This is a genomic window from Streptomyces dioscori (genome assembly GCF_003024195.1).
Taxonomy (GTDB): domain Bacteria; phylum Actinomycetota; class Actinomycetes; order Streptomycetales; family Streptomycetaceae; genus Streptomyces; species Streptomyces dioscori.
This window is the reverse complement of sequence record NZ_KZ679045.1, coordinates 69,278-86,336: the sequence shown is the minus strand read 5'-3', so window position 1 is coordinate 86,336 and position 17,059 is coordinate 69,278. Positions and strand designations below refer to the sequence as shown.

At 69.3% G+C, this 17,059-nt stretch carries 10 protein-coding genes; 7 read left to right on the top strand and 3 right to left on the bottom strand.

What is annotated here, in order from left to right; genetic code table 11:
• Window positions 1–41 precede the first annotated feature (41 nt).
• Entirely contained in the window at window positions 42–1,001 is a 960-nt protein-coding gene (locus C6Y14_RS21010) for a DMT family transporter (RefSeq protein ID WP_199854797.1), read from the bottom strand.
• 71 nt (window positions 1,002–1,072) lie between these two features.
• Between C6Y14_RS21010 and C6Y14_RS21005 the strand changes: the two genes are divergently transcribed.
• The gene (locus C6Y14_RS21005) at window positions 1,073–1,999 is read left to right on the top strand and encodes a LysR family transcriptional regulator (RefSeq protein ID WP_225891183.1); all 927 of its coding nucleotides are present in this window, start codon (window positions 1,073–1,075) and stop codon (window positions 1,997–1,999) included.
• Window positions 2,000–2,020: 21 nt separating this feature from the next.
• Here the strand turns inward: C6Y14_RS21005 and C6Y14_RS21000 are convergent, their stop codons facing one another.
• Together C6Y14_RS21000 and C6Y14_RS20995 are read right to left on the bottom strand one after the other, a co-directional pair.
• The gene (locus C6Y14_RS21000) at window positions 2,021–2,887 is read right to left on the bottom strand and encodes a phosphatase PAP2 family protein (protein ID WP_107018314.1); all 867 of its coding nucleotides are present in this window, start codon (window positions 2,885–2,887) and stop codon (window positions 2,021–2,023) included.
• A 153-nt stretch (window positions 2,888–3,040) separates the two neighbouring features.
• Window positions 3,041–4,087: a LacI family DNA-binding transcriptional regulator gene (locus C6Y14_RS20995; protein WP_263973083.1), complete on the bottom strand. Its 1,047-nt coding sequence runs from the start codon at window positions 4,085–4,087 to the stop codon at window positions 3,041–3,043.
• 497 nt (window positions 4,088–4,584) lie between these two features.
• Here C6Y14_RS20995 and C6Y14_RS20990 point away from each other — a divergent pair, with 497 nt between their 5' ends.
• The 6 genes from C6Y14_RS20990 (at window position 4,585) to pulA (ending at window position 17,030) form a co-directional block, all read left to right on the top strand.
• Window positions 4,585–5,859: an extracellular solute-binding protein gene (locus tag C6Y14_RS20990; protein ID WP_107018312.1), complete on the top strand. Its 1,275-nt coding sequence runs from the start codon at window positions 4,585–4,587 to the stop codon at window positions 5,857–5,859.
• Between the two features lie 147 nt (window positions 5,860–6,006).
• Window positions 6,007–7,011 carry a carbohydrate ABC transporter permease gene (locus C6Y14_RS20985; protein WP_107018311.1) on the top strand — a complete coding sequence of 335 codons (1,005 nt, stop codon included), beginning with the start codon at window positions 6,007–6,009 and terminating at the stop codon, window positions 7,009–7,011.
• Between the two features lie 13 nt (window positions 7,012–7,024).
• Window positions 7,025–7,936 (top strand): sugar ABC transporter permease, encoded by a 912-nt coding sequence (locus C6Y14_RS20980; protein ID WP_107018310.1) that lies wholly within the window; start codon window positions 7,025–7,027, stop codon window positions 7,934–7,936.
• A 134-nt stretch (window positions 7,937–8,070) separates the two neighbouring features.
• The gene (locus C6Y14_RS20975; protein WP_107018309.1) at window positions 8,071–9,756 is read left to right on the top strand and encodes a glycoside hydrolase family 13 protein; all 1,686 of its coding nucleotides are present in this window, start codon (window positions 8,071–8,073) and stop codon (window positions 9,754–9,756) included.
• A 150-nt stretch (window positions 9,757–9,906) separates the two neighbouring features.
• Complete coding sequence (locus C6Y14_RS20970) at window positions 9,907–11,289, top strand: alpha-amylase (protein ID WP_107018308.1); 1,383 nt, start codon at window positions 9,907–9,909, stop codon at window positions 11,287–11,289.
• A 341-nt stretch (window positions 11,290–11,630) separates the two neighbouring features.
• Entirely contained in the window at window positions 11,631–17,030 is a 5,400-nt protein-coding gene (gene pulA / locus C6Y14_RS20965; protein WP_225891182.1) for a pullulanase-type alpha-1,6-glucosidase, read from the top strand.
• Window positions 17,031–17,059: the final 29 nt, after the last annotated feature.

Below are 17,059 nucleotides of genomic sequence, written 5' to 3'. Positions count from 1 at the left end.
AACGCCGGACGGGCTGAGAGTGTGCGGACGGGCGGCAATCTTCAGCCCGTCCGGCGTTTGAGGACGAGCGCGCAGCGCGATTGTGGGGGCGAGGGGGCGGAGCCCCCATGTGTGGACGGGAACGGGTAGGGGTGGCGGGGGCGGGGGCGGGGGCGGGAGAATGCCACCCCGACCAGCACCACACCCATCCCCGCAAGCACCCGCCACCCCACGTCCTCCCCCAGCACCACCGCCCCCATCCCCACAGACACCACCGGCAGCAGATAGCCGACGGTCGCCGCGCTCGTCGGGCCCTCGTCCGCGATCAGGCGGTAGTTGAGGTAGAACGTCACCCCCGTGCCGAGCACCCCGAGCGCGGTCACCGCCAGAAGCCCGGTCGCGTCCGTGCGCACGGGCCCGGCCGCGGGAAGCGCCAGCGTCGTCCACGCCGTGGCCGTGAGCAACTGCGCCGCGGACACAGCCAACGGCGCCCCCCGCCCCGTGAGCGTGCGCGCCATGTACGCGAAGGCCACCGCGTAGCTCGCCGCCGCGCCCAGCAGGGCCAGCGCACCCCAGGTCAGCAGCCCCGAGCGATGCCAGGGGGCGAAGATCAGGAGCGTACCGGCGAAGCCGAGGAACAGGCCGGTCAGGCGGAGGCGGCCGAGCCCGCGGTCCGTGCCGAGCGCGATCCCGATCAGCAGCGACCACAGGGGAGTCGTCGCGTTCAGTACGCCCGCGACACCCGAGTCCACGGTCTGCTCGCCGACGCTGAACAAAGCGAACGGGACGGCGTTGCAGAAGAGGGCCGCGACGACGAGGTGGCCCCACGTCCCGCGGTCGCGGGGCAGGCGCTGGCCCGCCGAACGGGCCAGGAGCAGGAGCACGGCCGTGCCCAGCGCGCAGCGCGTGATGGTGATCTGGGCCGGGGAGAGCCCGTGGTTCAGGGCGAGTTTGATCCACAGGAAGCCCGAGCCCCAGAGGAGCGCGAGGGCGGCCATGCGGAGCGTGGAGGTGAGCGGCATGCGTCCACGGTGGGTCACGGGTGATGTAAGGACAAGTGAAAGATGTTGCATGCACTGTTAACCTCACCTACATGCTTGATGTGCGACGCATGCAGATGCTGAGAGCCGTGGTCACCAGCGGGTCCGTGACAGCGGCGGCGACCCGCCTCGGTTACACACCCTCCGCGGTCAGCCAACAGATCGCGGTGCTGGAGAAGGAGGCCCGTACGCCCCTGCTGGAGCGGGTCGGCCGGGGCGTACGGCCCACCGAGGCCGGACTGCTGCTCACCGGGTACGCGGACGCCATCGGCCGCCAGGTCGCCGAGGCCGAGACCGCGCTCGACGACCTGCGGGCGGGCCGTACCGGGCGGCTCGCGGTGCGGTACTTCGCGACGGCGGGGGCCGCGCTGGTCGCCCCGGCGGTGGCCCGCGTGCGGGCTGAACACCCTGGCGTGCAGGTCGAGTTGAAGCTCATCGACCCCGAGGATCCGCTGCCGGACGTACGGGAGGGCCGGGCGGACCTGGCTCTCGTGGTGCGCCCGGAAGGGGAGACGGAGGGGGAGACGGAGGGGGAGGCGGAGGGGGCCGGCGGTGTACGGCTCGTGCGGCTGCTCGACGATCCGTACCGCGCCGTACTGCCGAAGGGGCACCCGCTGGCGGGGCGGCGGACCGTGGCGCTGGCCGACCTCGCCGAGGAGCCGTGGGTCGGCAGCGAGTGGCCGGGGCCCTGTCTGGACGCACAGCTCTCGGCGTGCGAGGCCGCCGGATTCCGGCCACGGTTCGTGGTGGAGAGCGGGGACTACGTGACCGCGCAGGGGTTCGTCGCGGCGGGACTCGGCGTCAGCCTGGTCCCACGCCTGGGCCTGGGCAGCCGCCACCCCGGAGTGGTCGTACGGGAGATCAGGCGGCCGGAGCCGGTGCGGTCGATCTTCGCCGCCGTGCGGGAGGCAGCGGAGCCGACACCCGCGCTCCGGAGTTTCCTGGAGGCGCTGCGGGAGGCCGGGGGAGGCGGGGCGTAGGAGTGACCCCGCCCCGGACTCTCAGGCTTTGGGCGGGACCTTCTGTGGGACTTTCAGTGGGACCTGCTGCGGCAGCGCGTACGGCAGCACCCCGTACCAGAGCCTCGCCACCAGGTAGCCGAAGGCCAGGCACGCCATGCCGCCCACCGCGTCCAGCCAGAAGTGGTTGGCCGTGGCGACGATGACCACCAGGGTCGCCACCGGGTAGAGCAGGCCCAGGACGCGGACCCAGGGGACCGAGGCCAGGGCGAAGATCGTGAGGCCGCACCACAGGGACCAGCCGATGTGCATGGACGGCATCGCGGCGTACTGGTTCGACATGCTCTTCAGGTCGCCGGAGGCCATCGAGCCCCAGGTCTGGTGGACCACGACCGTGTCGATGAAGTCGTTGCCGTTCATCAGGCGCGGCGGGGCCAGCGGATACAGGTAGTAGCCGACCAGGGCCACACCCGTGGTGGCGAAGACGACCGTGCGCGTGGCCGCGTACCGGCCCGGGTGGCTGCGGTAGAGCCACACCAGGACGCCGATGGTCACCACGAAGTGCAGGGTCGCGTAGTAGTAGTTCATGCCGACGATCAGCCAAGTCACCGAGTTCACGGCATGGTTGACCGATTCCTCGACGGCGATGCCGAGGTGGTGCTCCATCTTCCAGAGCCAGTCGGCGTTCTCCAGCGCCTGGGTCCGCTGCTCAGGAACGGCGTTGCGGATCAGTGAGTACGTCCAGTAACTCACCCCGATGAGCAGGATCTCGAACCAGAGCCGGGGGCGGCGGGGCGTACGCAGCCGTCGCAGGAGACGGTGTCCCGCGCTGCCGTGCGCCTCGTCCGCGACGGGCTGTGGAGGGGCCTGCTCCTGGCCTTCCAGTGTCGTCACGGTGCTCTCACCCATAGGGACAGAGTCTGCCAGATGAGCCTTTCCCGACCGATCATCCCTCGGGTGGGTTCTGGCCGCACGTTCTACACCTGAAGTAGGTGGACCACTACTTCCTGCGCACGAGAACGCCCGCCCAGCACCCCTACGCGATACCCCTAGGTGGTACGCCTAGGGAGTGCTGTGGGCGCGATTGCGGTCACCGGGCGACGAAGCCGTCGAGCCCCGGACCACCAGCTCGGGCATGAACACGAACTCGCTGTGGGGTGCCGGGGTCCCGCCGATCTCCTCCAGCAGCGTCCGCACCGCGGCCTGGCCCATCGCCGGGACCGGCTTGCGGACCGTGGTCAGGGGCGGGTCGGTGAACGCGATCAGCGGGGAGTCGTCGAAGCCGACGACGGAGATGTCGTCCGGGACTTCGAGGCCGCGCTGGCGGGCCGTGCGTATGGCACCCAGCGCCATCATGTCGCTCGCGCAGACGATCGCCGTGCAGTCGCGGTCGATGAGCGCCGCCGTGGCGGCCTGTCCGCCCTCCAGCGTGTACAGCGAGTGCTGGACCAGGCGCTCCTCGATGTCGGCCGTGGCCAGCCCCAGCAGGTCCTGCATCGTGCGGACGAAGCCCTCGATCTTGCGCTGCACCGGCACGAACCGCTTGGGGCCGAGCGCCAGGCCGATGCGGGTGTGGCCGAGCGAGACGAGGTGGGTGACCGCGAGGGCCATCGCCGCGCGGTCGTCCGGGGAGATGAAGGGCGCCTGCACCTTCGGCGAGAAACCGTCGATGAGGACGAACGGCACTCCCCGTCCGCGCAGTTGCTCGTAGCGCTGCATGTCCGCGGAGGTGTCCGCGTGCAGTCCGGAGACGAAGATGATGCCGGCGACCCCCCGGTCGACCAGCATCTCGGTCAGTTCGTCCTCAGTGGAGCCGCCCGGGGTCTGGGTCGCGAGCACCGGCGTGTAGCCCTGCCGCGTCAGCGCCTGGCCGATGACCTGGGCCAGGGCCGGGAATATGGGGTTCTCCAGCTCCGGGGTTATCAGCCCGACGAGCCCCTCGCTGCGCTGGCGCAGCCGTACGGGCCGCTCGTAGCCGAGCACGTCGAGCGCGGCCAGTACGGACTGGCGGGTGGTGGCGGCGACGCCCGGCTTCCCGTTCAGGACCCGGCTGACGGTCGCTTCGCTCACCCCCGCCTGCGCTGCGATGTCGGCAAGCCGTGTGGTCACGGGATTGGACTGTACCGGCCGGGGATCGCGTTGCCCACTGAACGAACGCCGTGCGCGGGCACTTGGACGGCCCGCTCCGGGCTGCTGCGTCATCGCGTTCCCTCGTGATTCTGGTCGGCCGTGTCGTGGCGGGGTGGTCGTCGTCCGCCGCGTGCGCCCGTGCGGACGGGGTGTTTCCTGCAAGGCGCCGAGCGCCGATGATCCTCGCGCCGGACGCGTATGGCAAGAGCTTGCAGAGTCTTGCATGGGCGCACCGCACCCTACGAATGCCCCTCTGGCAAGGCATCGCGGCAGATCGGGACGGTTCCGAAGAGGTCACGGCGGGGTAACTGTCTGCGGGTCTTGCACTTTTTTGCTGCAAGGTCTTTCGCGCCGCTTTCATCGCTGTTACGTTCACGTCGCCCGACGGCGGCAACGGTGCGGTCGGCGAGTCGGCAGGGACGGCGGACGGGACCGCCCCCTCGAAGCACACGGGCTTTCACCCTCAAGGAGAACTCATGCGGCGTGGCATAGCGGCCACCGCACTGGTGGCGTCCCTCGCTCTCACGGCGACGGCCTGCGGCGGAGACGGCGACGACAGTGGCAAGGCGGACGGCCCGGTCACCCTCACGTGGTGGGACACGTCCAACGCCACCAACGAGGCACCGACGTACAAGGCCCTCGTGAAGGAATTCGAGAAGGCCAACCCGGACATCAAGGTCAAGTACGTCAACGTGCCCTTCGACCAGGCGCAGAACAAGTTCGACACCGCCGCCGGTTCCAAGGGCGCCCCGGACATCCTGCGTTCCGAGGTCGGCTGGACCCCCGCGTTCGCCAAGAAGGGCTTCTTCCTGCCGCTCGACGGCACCGAGGCCCTCGCGGAGCAGGACAAGTTCCAGGCCAGCCTGATCGAGCAGGCCAAGTACGAGGGCAAGACGTACGGTGTGCCGCTGGTCACCGACACCCTCGCGCTGGTCTACAACAAGGAACTCTTCGCGAAGGCCGGCATCGACGCGGCGCCCACCACCTGGGCCGACCTCAAGACGGACGCCGGCACGGTCAAGGCCAAGACGGGCGTCGACGGCTACTGGGGCTCCACCCAGGCCTACTACGCGCAGTCGTTCCTGCACGGCGAGGGCACCGACACGGTCGACGCCGACGCAAAGAAGATCACCGTGAAGTCGCCCGAGGCGGTCAAGGGCTACAAGACCTGGCAGGGCCTGTTCAGCGGCAAGGGCCTGCACAAGGCCGACACCACCGCCGACGCGTACGCCCACATCCAGGACGCCTTCGTCAACGGCAAGGTCGCCTCGATCATCCAGGGCCCGTGGGAGATCACGAACTTCTACAAGGGCTCGGCCTTCAAGGACAAGGGCAACCTCGGTATCGCCACCGTCCCGGCCGGCTCCAGCGGCAAGGCGGGCGCCCCGACCGGCGGCCACAACCTCTCCGTGTACGCGGGCTCGGACAAGGCCCACCAGGAGGCCTCGCTCACGTTCCTGAAGTTCATGACGTCGGCGAAGTCGCAGGAGACCGTCGCCCTCAAGAACTCCACGCTGCCGACCCGCGAGGACGCCTACACCACCGAGGTCAAGTCCGACCCGGGGATCGCCGGCTACCAGAGCGTGCTCGCCGCCGCCCAGCCGCGTCCGGCGCTGCCGGAGTACAGCTCGCTGTGGGGTCCGCTCGACACCGAGCTGCCGAAGATCGCCGGTGGCAAGGAGTCCCTCGACAAGGGCCTGGGCAACGCGGAGACCGCGATCGCCAAGCTGGTCCCGGACTTCAGCAAGTGACACCGGGTGGCCGCCGGATCCGCCCCCGCCTTCTGTGCGGAGACGGGTCCGGCGGTCACCGGCCACGCCCACGACCGGCCCCCAGGCACAGGCCCGCAGACCCGACGGCCTGCTGATCAGCCCTGATTTTCCAGAAGGTGTCGAATCATGACAGTCGTCATCGACCGCGCGACCGGCAAGCGCCGCGGTGACCGGGCCCCGCGCCCCGGCCCGCTCCAGCGCATGAAGCGTTCGTACCAGAAGTACTGGTACGCGTACGCGATGACCGCCCCGGTGGTCGTCGTCCTCGGTGTGCTGGTGCTCTATCCGCTGCTGCGCGGCATCTACCTGACGTTCACCGACGCCACCAGCCTCAACTCGGCCCGCACGATCGGCGTCAACCACATCGACGCCACGTACGAGTTCATCGGCCTGGACAACTACGCCGACATCCTGTGGGGACCGACCGCGTACGACCGGTTCTGGTCGCACTTCATCTGGACGATCGTGTGGACGGCGCTGTGCGTGCTGCTCCACTACGTCATCGGGCTCGGGCTGGCGCTGCTGCTCAACCAGAAGCTGAAGGGCCGCACCTTCTACCGGCTGATCCTCGTGCTGCCGTGGGCCGTGCCCACCTTCGTCACCGTCTTCGGCTGGCGCTTCATGCTCGCCGACGGCGGCATCATCAACTCCATGCTCGACGCGGTGCATCTGCCCTCACCGCTCTGGCTTGAGGACACCTTCTGGCAGCGGACCGCCGCGATCATGGTCAACACGTGGTGCGGTGTGCCGTTCATGATGGTCTCGCTGCTCGGCGGACTGCAGTCCATCGACCCCGTCCTGTACGAGGCCGCGGAGATGGACGGCGCCAACGCCTGGCAGCGCTTCAGGAACGTGACCCTGCCGGGTCTGCAGTCGGTCAGCTCCACCGTCGTCCTGCTGGGCGTCATCTGGACGTTCAACCAGTTCGCCATCATCTTCCTGCTCTTCGGCGACACCGCGCCGGACGCGCAGATCCTCGTCACCTGGGCCTACTACCTGGGCTTCGGCCAACAGCCGCGCGACTACGCGCAGTCCGCCGCGTACGGCGTCCTGCTGCTGTCCATCCTGATCGTCTTCACCTCCGTCTACCGCCGCTGGCTGGCCCGCAACGAGCAGCAGCTCGCGATCTGAGGCAGGAGCCCCCATGAGCACCACGACCGTCAAGACCCCGCCCCCGGTGGACGGGGCGCCCGCGGGCACCGCACCGGCCGGCAAGGGCCCGCGGCGCGGCGAGCGCAGCCGCGCCGGGGCCCTGACCTCGCACGGCATCCTCAGCGTCGCCAGCCTGATAGCCCTGTTCCCGATCGCCTGGCTGATCTATCTGTCGCTCGGCCCGGACAAGGACGACTATCTGCACCCCGGGGGCATCCTCGGCAAGATGACGTTCGACAACTACACGTTCGTGTTGCAGCACACGCCGTTCTTCGACTGGCTGTGGAGCACGCTCGTCGTGTCGCTGGGCACGACCGTCATCGGCGTCCTGGTCGCCGCCACCACCGGCTACGCGGTCTCGCGCATGCGCTTCCCCGGCTACAAGAAGTTCATGTGGGTGCTCCTGGTGACCCAGATGTTCCCGGTCGCCGTGCTGATGGTCCCGATGTACGAGATCCTCAGCGAACTCCAGTTGATCGACAACTACTTCGGCCTGATCCTCGTCTACTGCTCGACGGCCGTGCCGTACTGCGCGTGGCTGCTCAAGGGGTACTTCGACACGATCCCCTTCGAGATCGACGAGGCCGGACGCGTCGACGGGCTGTCGCCCTTCGGCACGTTCGCGCGGCTGATCCTGCCGCTCGCCAAGCCGGGGCTCGCCGTCGCCGCGTTCTACAGCTTCATCACCGCGTTCGGTGAGGTCGCGTTCGCCTCGACGTTCATGCTGTCCGACACGAAGTACACGTTCGCGGTGGGGCTGCAGAGCTTTGTCAGTGAGCACGACGCCCAGCGCAATCTGATGGCTGCGACGGCTGTGCTCGTGGCCATTCCGGTGTCCGCGTTCTTCTATCTCGTGCAGAAGAATCTGGTGACCGGGTTGACCGCCGGTGGCACCAAGGGTTAGCCGTACGCGGCGCGCTGCGGGTTGTCCGTCGTCTGCGGACTCGCTGTGGCTGGTCGCGCCCACGCGGCGGAAGCCGCATATCGATACAGCCCCGCGCCCCTTCGGGGCGCTCTCCGTCACGTATCTAGGAAGCCATGAGCCAGCAGTATTCCGCCGACTCGGCACCGAAATCCGCTCTCGTCACCGTCGCCGACCGCCGCGACTGGTGGCGGGACGCGGTGATCTACCAGGTCTATCCGCGCAGCTTCGCCGACAGCAACGGTGACGGCATGGGCGACCTGGAGGGCGTACGTTCCCGACTCCCGTATCTGCGCGACCTCGGCGTCGACGCCGTGTGGCTCAGCCCGTTCTACGCCTCGCCGCAGGCCGACGCGGGCTACGACGTGGCGGACTACCGGGCCGTGGACCCCATGTTCGGCAATCTGCTCGACGCCGACGCGCTGATCCGCGACGCCCATGAACTGGGTCTGCGGATCATCGTCGACCTGGTCCCCAACCACTCCTCCGACCAGCACGAGTGGTTCAAGCGTGCCCTCGCGGAGGGGCCCGGTTCGCCGACCCGGGAGCGCTACCACTTCCGCGCCGGCCAGGGCGAGAACGGTGAACTGCCGCCCAACGACTGGGAGTCCATCTTCGGCGGCCCCGCCTGGACCCGCGTCACCGAGCCGGACGGCACCCCGGGCGAGTGGTACCTCCACCTCTTCGCGCCCGAGCAGCCCGACTTCGACTGGGACCACCCGGCGGTCGGCGACGAGTTCCGCTCGGTGCTGCGGTTCTGGCTCGACATGGGCGTCGACGGTTTCCGGATCGACGTGGCCCACGGTCTTGTGAAGGCGGAGGGGCTCCCGGACCTGGGATCCCACGAGCAGCTGAAGCTTCTGGGCAACGATGTCATGCCGTTCTTCGACCAGGACGGTGTGCACGAGATCTACCGCCAGTGGCGGCTCGTGCTCGACGAGTACTCCGGCGACCGCATCTTCGTCGCCGAGGCATGGACGCCGACCATCGAGCGCACCGCCAACTACGTGCGCCCCGACGAACTGCACCAGGCCTTCAACTTCCAATACCTGAGCACCCATTGGGACGCCGAGGAACTGCGCGCCTGCATCGACCGCACGCTCGACGCGATGCGGCCCGTGGGTGCCCCCGCCACCTGGGTGCTGTCCAACCACGACGTGACCCGGCACGCGACCCGGTTCGCCAACCCGGCCGGGCTCGGCACCCAGATCCGGCTCGCCGGAGACCGCGAACTGGGCCTGCGCCGGGCCCGCGCGGCCACCCTGCTGATGCTCGCGCTGCCCGGGTCCGCGTACCTGTACCAGGGCGAGGAGCTGGGCCTGCCGGACGTCGTCGACCTGCCGGACGAGGTCCGCCAGGACCCCGCGTACTTCCGGGGCGCCGGCCAGGACGGGTTCCGTGACGGCTGCCGGGTGCCGATCCCGTGGGACCGCGAGGGCTCCTCGTACGGCTTCGGCGGCGGGGGCAGCTGGCTTCCGCAGCCCGCCGGGTGGGGCGAGCTGAGCGTCGAGGCGCAGACCGGGGCCGCCGGTTCGACCCTTGAGCTGTACCGGGCCGCGCTCGCCGCGCGCAGTGAGCAGGCCGACCTCGGCGCGGGCGACCGTGTCGAGTGGCTGAAGGCGCCCGAGGGCGTGCTGGCCTTCCGCCGCGGGGCGTTCGTGTGCACCGCCAACACGGGCGGGGAGGCGGCGACCGTCCGCGCGTACGGGCGGGTGCTGCTCGCGAGCGGCGAGGTGACCGTCACGGACGACGGCGAGGCGAAGGTGCCTGCCGACGCCACCGTGTGGTGGATCGCCGACTGACCGTTCACCAACCGGCGCGTCCTGTAAGAAGTTTCAGGAATTTTCAGAAGCCCGTCTTCCGCTTTGGGAGACGGGCTTCTACGATCTGCGGCACCGCACTGCTGTTGAATATTGCAGCAAGAACCTTCAACGGAGAAGGGACCCCCACACATGGCCAGGAGAGCACTGTCCTGCGCGCTCGCCATGGCGGCCGCCGCGTTCGTCGTCCCCGCGAGCACCGCCGGTACCGCCCACGCCTCCCCACCGGGCACCAAGGACGTCACCGCCGTCCTCTTCGAGTGGAACTTCGCGTCCGTGGCCAAGGAGTGCACCAACCGGCTCGGCCCCGCCGGTTACGGATACGTCCAGGTCTCCCCGCCCGCCGAGCACATACAGGGCTCGCAGTGGTGGACCTCGTACCAGCCCGTCAGCTACAAGATCGCCGGGCGCCTCGGTGACCGTGCGGCCTTCCAGAACATGGTCAACACGTGTCACTCGGCGGGCGTGAAGGTCGTCGCCGACACGGTCATCAACCACATGTCCGCGGGCAGTGGCACCGGCACCGGCGGCTCGTCCTACACGAAGTACAACTACCCGGGCCTGTACTCCTCGCCCGACTTCGACAACTGCACCTCGCAGATCAGCAACTACCAGGACCGTGGCAACGTCCAGAACTGCGAACTCGTCGGGCTCGCCGACCTGGACACCGGCGAGGAGTACGTCCGCTCGGCCATCGCCAAGTACCTGAACGACCTGCTGTCGCTCGGCGTCGACGGGTTCCGCGTCGACGCGGCCAAGCACATGCCGGCCGCCGACCTCGCGAACATCAAGGGCCGGCTGAGCAACACGTCCGCGTACTGGAAGCAGGAGGCCATCTACGGGGCCGGTGAGGCGGTCTCGCCGGCCGAGTACACCGGCACGGGGGATGTGCAGGAGTTCCGGTACGCGTTCGACCTCAAGCGCGTCTTCAACAACGAGAACCTCGCCTACCTGAAGAACTACGGGGAGGGCTGGGGGTACATGAGCAGTGGTGTCTCGGGGGTCTTCGTCGACAACCACGACACCGAGCGCAACGGGTCGACGCTCAGCTACAAGGACAACGCGAACTACACGCTCGCGAACGTGTTCATGCTGGCGTATCCGTACGGGGCGCCCGACATCAACTCGGGGTACGAGTTCTCGTCCACGGACGCCGGGCCGCCCAACGGGGGCTCCGTGAACGCCTGTTGGCAGGACGGGTGGAAATGCCAGCACGCCTGGCCGGAGATCCAGTCGATGGTGGGGTTCCGCAACGCCGTCCGGGGTGAGTCCGTCTCCAACTGGTGGGACAACGGGGGTGACGCGATCGCCTTCGGGCGCGGTGGTAAGGGCTTCGTGGCGATCAACCACGAGTCGTCGTCGCTTTCGCGCACGTACCAGACGTCGCTCGCGGCGGGCACGTACTGCAACGTGCAGGCGGGTTCGACGGTGACGGTGAACGGCTCGGGCCAGCTGACGGCGACACTCGCCGCGAACACCGCGCTGGCGGTGTACGCGGGCAAGTCCAGCTGCTGACCCACCTGGAGGCCGGTGGGGGCAGGCCTCCACGATCGCGCAGTTCCCCGCGCCCCTGAACGTGCGGGCCGGTGGGGGCTGGCCGCGCAGTTCCCCGCGCCCCTCGGGGAGGGGCTGCGCCCCGTCCCACTCAAGGGGCGCGGGGAACTGCGCGAGCAACCCCCACTGCCCCGCAGACGAACGTCGTCTTCAGGGGCGCGGGGAACTGCGCAGTCTTTCGTCTGTGACCCGCGTCGGAGCGGACCGTCGATGAAACCAGTTTCTACCCCTTGCAAGGCTCTTGCAGAAAGCGTTTCGGCGGGGATAGCGTCACGCCGATCCCACCGCAAGGAGTCAGGCCAGTGATACCGAGACGGACCGCGGCCCTCGCCGCCGCAGCCCTCGCCGCCGCGCTCGTCCAGCCCCTCGCCGCCCGCGCGGCAACCCCACCCGCGCCCCCCTCGGACGCGGCCCTGGCGAAGACGCCCTCCCGCAACGACCTCACCCGGGAGCAGTTCTACTTCGTCCTCCCGGACCGGTTCGCCAACGGCGACACCGCCAACGACAAGGGCGGCCTCACCGGCTCCCGGCTCGCCACCGGCTACGACCCCACCGACAAGGGTTTCTACCAGGGCGGCGACCTCAAGGGCCTGACGAAGAAGCTCGACTACATCAAGGACCTCGGCACCACAGCCATCTGGCTGGCGCCGATCTTCAAGAACCAGCCCGTGCAGGGCACGGGGGCCGACGCCTCGGCCGGCTACCACGGGTACTGGATCACCGACTTCACCCAGGTCGACCCGCACTTCGGCACGAACGCCGACCTGGAGCGGCTGATCGACAAGGCCCACGGCAAGGGCATGAAGGTCTTCTTCGACGTCATCACCAACCACACGGCCGACGTCGTCGACTACGAGGAGAAGTCCTACTCCTACCTCTCCAAGGGCGCCTTCCCGTATCTGACGAAGGACGGCGAGCCCTTCGATGACGCCGACTACGCGGACGGGCAGCGCAAGTTCCCCGCCGTCGACGGCGGCTCCTTCCCGCGTACCCCCGTCGTGGCCCCCGCGAAGAAGAACGCCAAGGTGCCGTCCTGGCTCAACGACCCGTCGATGTACCACAACCGCGGCGACTCCACCTTCGCCGGCGAGAGCTCCGAGCAGGGTGACTTCTCCGGGCTCGACGACCTGTGGACCGAGCGTCCCGAGGTCGTCACCGGCATGGAGAAGATCTACCAGCGCTGGGTGCGGGACTTCGGCATCGACGGCTTCCGGATCGACACCGTGAAGCACGTCAACATGGACTTCTGGACGCAGTGGGCGACCGCGCTCGACGCGTACGCGGCCAAGCGGGGGCGCGACGACTTCTTCATGTTCGGTGAGGTGTACTCGGCCGACACGTCGATCACCTCCCCGTACGTCACCGAGGGCCGCCTCGACTCCACGCTGGACTTCCCCTTCCAGGACGCGGCACGGGCGTACGCCTCCCAGGGCGGCAGCGCGCAGCGGCTGGCCTCGGTCTTCGGCGACGACTACAAGTACACGACGGACAAGGCCAACGCGTACGAGCAGGTCACCTTCCTCGGCAACCACGACATGGGCCGCATCGGCACGTTCCTCAAGCAGGACGACCCCGGCGCGTCCGACGCCGAGCTGGTGAAGAAGGGCAAGCTGGCCAACGAGCTGATGTTCCTCGGCCGCGGCAACCCCGTCGTCTACTACGGCGACGAGCAGGGCTTCACCGGCGCGGGCGGCGACAAGGACGCCCGCCAGACCATGTTCGCGTCGAAGACCGCCGACTACCTGGACGACGACCAGCTCGGCACGGACCGCACGCACGCCGAGGACGCGTACGACACGAGCGCGCCCCTGTACCGGCAGATCGCCGCGCTGGCCAAGCTCCGCAAGGCCAACCCCGCCCTCGCGGACGGTGTGCAGACCGAGCGGTACGCGGCCGACGGCGCCGGCGTCTACGCCTTCTCCCGAACCGACGCGAGGACCGGTGTCGAGTACGTCGTCGCCGTGAACAACGCGGACGAGGCGAAGAGCGCCACCTTCGCGACCGGGTCCGCGGGCATGACCTTCCGTGGGGTCTACGGGACGAAGGAGTCGCTGAAGAGCGGGGCCGACCGGCGGGTCGCCGTGACCGTTCCGGCCGGGTCCGCCGTCGTCTACAAGGCGGCGGGGCGGCTCGCCCCGCCCGCCACCAAGCCCGCCGTCACGCTCAAGGCTCCCGCCGCAGGTGCCACCGGTACCGTCGAGATCACCGCCGACGTCGACGGGGGACAGCTCAACCGGGTCGTCTTCGCCGCGCAGGTGGGCGGGGGCAAGTGGCGGACGCTCGGCTCCGCCGACCACGCTCCGTACAAGGTCACCCAGGTCGTCGGGAAGGACGTGCCGGCCGGAACAGCCCTGCGCTACAAGGCCGTTGTCGTCGACTCGGCCGGGCGCACCGCGAGCGCGACGGCCGGCTCCACCACCGGCACCCCGCCCGCCGAGGAGGTGCCGACCGCCTCCTCGCGCGACTACGCGGTCGTCCACTACAAGCGCGCGGACGGCGACTACACCGACTGGCGGCTGTACGCCTGGGGCGACCTCGCCGAGGGGGAGGAGACCACGTGGCCGGACGGCCATGACTTCGTCGGCCGGGACGCCTACGGGGCCTTCGCGTACGTCAAGCTCAAGCCCGGTGCCTCCGCCGTGAACTTCCTCGTCATCGACAAGGACGGCACCAAGGACGTCTCCGCCGACCGCACGATCGACGTCACGAAGACGGGCGAGGTCTGGGTCGAGCAGGGCAAGGAGGCCGTACGGACCGAGAAGCCCGCCGCCGACTACCCGGCACCGGACAAGACCAAGGCGGTCCTGCACCACCACCGCGCCGACGGCACGTACGACGGCTGGGGTCTGCACACCTGGACCGGCGCCGCGCACCCCACGGACTGGTCCAAGCCCCTGGAACCGGTACGGACCGACGCGTACGGAGCCGTCTACGAGGTGCCGCTCGCCGAGGGCGCCACGAGCCTCAGCTACATCCTCCACAAGGGCGACGAGAAGGACCTGCCCACCGACCAGTCCCTCGACCTCACGGCCAACGGCCACGAGGTGTGGATGCTGGGCGGCCAGGAGAAATACCTCCTGCCGCAGCCCGCCGGCAGCGCCGCCGCACTCGACCTGACCACCTCCAAGGCGGTCTGGATCGACCGGAACACCGTCGCCTGGAACGGCGACGAGACCGCCGCGTCGACCCAGTTGCTGTACTCCCGCAAGGGCAGCATCAAGGCGGCGAACGGCACGCTCACCAGCACCGACGAGCGGTGGCTGCGGCTCGGGAAGACCTCCCTGACCGATGCCCAGAAGGCCGCGTTCCCGCATCTCAAGGAGTACAGCGCCTGGTCGGTCGACCCGCGTGACCGGAACCGGGTGCGCGAGGCGCTGAGCGGCCAGCTCGTCGCCTCCCAGCGGGCCGCCAACGGGGCCGTGCTCGCGGCGACGGGTGTGCAGCTCGCGGGCGTGCTCGACGACGTGTACGGGACGGCCGCGACCAAGGCGGACCTCGGTCCGACGTTCCGCGGCGGGCGGCCCACGCTGGCCGTCTGGGCGCCGACCGCCCAAGGCGTCTCGCTGGAGATCGGTGGCGCCACCGTTCCCATGAAGCGGGACTCCGCCTCCGGGGTCTGGTCCGTCACCGGGCCGGGGTCCTGGAAGAACAAGCCCTACCGGTACGTCGTGAAGGTGTGGGCGCCGAGCGTCCGCGAGGTCGTCACCAACAAGGTCACCGACCCGTACTCGGTCGCCCTCACCGCGAACTCCGAGCGCAGCCTCGTCGTCGACCTGGACGACAAGTCCCTCGCCCCCGGCGGCTGGTCGGGTCTGAAGAAGCCGAAGGCCGTGCCGTTGAAGGACGCGCAGATCCAGGAACTGCACATCCGCGACTTCTCCGTCGAGGACACAACCGTCCCGGCGAAGGACAAGGGCACCTACCGCGCCTTCACCGACAAGGACAGTGCGGGCTCCCGGCACCTCAAGAAGCTGGCTGGGGACGGGACTTCGTACGTCCATCTCCTGCCCGCCTTCGACATCGCCACCATTCCCGAGAAGAAGGCGGACCAGGCGGTCCCCGACTGCGATCTCGGCTCCTACGCGGCCGACTCCGACCAGCAGCAGGAGTGCGTGGCGAAGAGCGCCGCGAAGGACGCGTACAACTGGGGGTACGACCCCTACCACTACACGGTGCCGGAGGGTTCGTACGCCAGTGACCCCGACGGGACGCGCCGCACGGTCGAGTACCGGCAGATGGTGAAGTCGCTCAACGAGGACGGCCTGCGGGTCGTCATGGACGTCGTCTACAACCACACGCCCGCGAGCGGTCAGGCCGACACGAGTGTGCTCGACAGGGTGGTCCCCGGCTACTACCAGCGGCTCCTCGCCGACGGTTCGGTCGCCACCTCCACCTGCTGCGCCAACACGGCACCCGAGAACGCCATGATGGGCAAGCTGGTCGTCGACTCGATCGTCACCTGGGCCAGGGAGTACAAGGTCGACGGGTTCCGCTTCGACCTGATGGGCCACCACCCGAAGGCCAACATCCTGGCGGTCAGGAAGGCCCTCGACGCGCTGACCGTCGCCAAGGACGGCGTCGACGGCAAGAAGATCGTCCTGTACGGCGAGGGCTGGAACTTCGGCGAGGTCGCGGACGACGCCCGGTTCGTCCAGGCCACCCAGAAGAACATGGCCGGGACCGGCATCGCCACCTTCTCCGACCGGGCCCGTGACGCCGTACGCGGCGGCGGCCCCTTCGACGAGGACCCCGGCGTCCAGGGCTTCGCCTCCGGCCTCTACACCGACCCCAACGGCAGCGACGGCAACGGGAGTTCGGCCGAGCAGAAGGCCCGACTGCTGCACTACCAGGACCTCGTCAAGGTCGGCCTGTCCGGCAACCTCGCCGACTACACCTTCACCGACACCTCGGGCAAGCAGGTCAAGGGCTCCGAGGTCGACTACAACGGGGCGCCCGCCGGATACGCGGACGCGCCCGGCGACGCCCTCGCCTACGTGGACGCCCACGACAACGAATCACTGTTCGACGCGCTCGCCTTCAAACTGCCCAAGGACACCTCGGCGGCCGAACGCGCACGGATGCAGGTCCTCGCGATGGCCACGGCCACCCTCTCGCAGGGGCCCGCGCTCTCCCAGGCGGGCACCGACCTGCTGCGCTCCAAGTCCCTGGACCGCAACTCCTACGACAGCGGCGACTGGTTCAACGCCATCCACTGGAAGTGCCGCGACGGCAGCGGTACCGGCAGCGGCAACGGCTTCGGGCGCGGGCTGCCGCCGGCCCCCGACAACGAGGCCAAATGGTCGTACGCCAAGCCCCTGCTGACCTCCGTCGAGGTGGGCTGCCCGCAGATCGAGGGCGCGTCCGCCGCGTACCGCGATCTGCTGCGCATCCGTACGAGTGAAGCCGACTTCGGGCTCGGCAGCGCCCAACAGGTGCAGTCGAAGCTGTCCTTCCCGCTGTCCGGCGAGGACGAGACACCCGGAGTGATCACGATGGAACTCGGCGACCTCGTCGTCGTCCTCAACGCGACGCCCGGGGCGCAGGAGCAGAAGGTGGCGGAGGCGAAGGGCACGCCGTACGCGCTGCACCCCGTGCAGGCCACAGGTGGGGACACCGTCGTCAAGTCCGCCTCCTACGCGGCGGACTCGGGCACGTTCACCGTTCCCGGACGGACCGTGGCGGTGTTCTCCCGGACCTCCTGACAGGGCACTACATTGGTGGGGCGGCCCCG